Annotated in this window: 1 pseudogene; it reads left to right on the forward strand. The window is 61.5% G+C overall.

Features of this window, described 5'->3' with window-relative positions:
- Positions 1–426 (forward strand): annotated as a pseudogene (locus tag RM844_RS33000) (hypothetical protein); the annotation flags it as partial.

A 426-nucleotide genomic window follows, 5' to 3' on the forward strand; every position in this document is an offset into this window, starting at 1 on the left:
GGACATCGAACGCGTCGTCGGAAAATTCGCGACCGACAGTTTCTGGCGTGATCTGGTCTCCTTCACCTGGAACCTCAAGACCGTCGAGGGCCGGGACGGCATCGCCGACATGCTGACGGCGCGGTTGCACGGGGTTGCAGCCGGCCCGGCGCTTGACTGTGAAAAGACCTGCAAGATGACATCGCAACGTCTTGCAACCCTTACGCAGGCCGGGCCTGCGGGCCTAGAAACGTCCACCATGAGAGCAGCCGTGTACTACGGGCCGAACAAGGTCGAGGTCGCCGATGTCCCAGAGCCCGACCCAAATCCCGGCACCGTCAAGATCAAAGTCGGATTCAACGGCATCTGTGGCACTGACCTGCATGAATACTATGCCGGACCGATCTTCGTCCCGACCGAGCCGCATCCGCTGACCGGAAGCCAGCT

The organism is Streptomyces chisholmiae (assembly GCF_031845445.1).
Classification (GTDB): domain Bacteria; phylum Actinomycetota; class Actinomycetes; order Streptomycetales; family Streptomycetaceae; genus Streptomyces; species Streptomyces chisholmiae.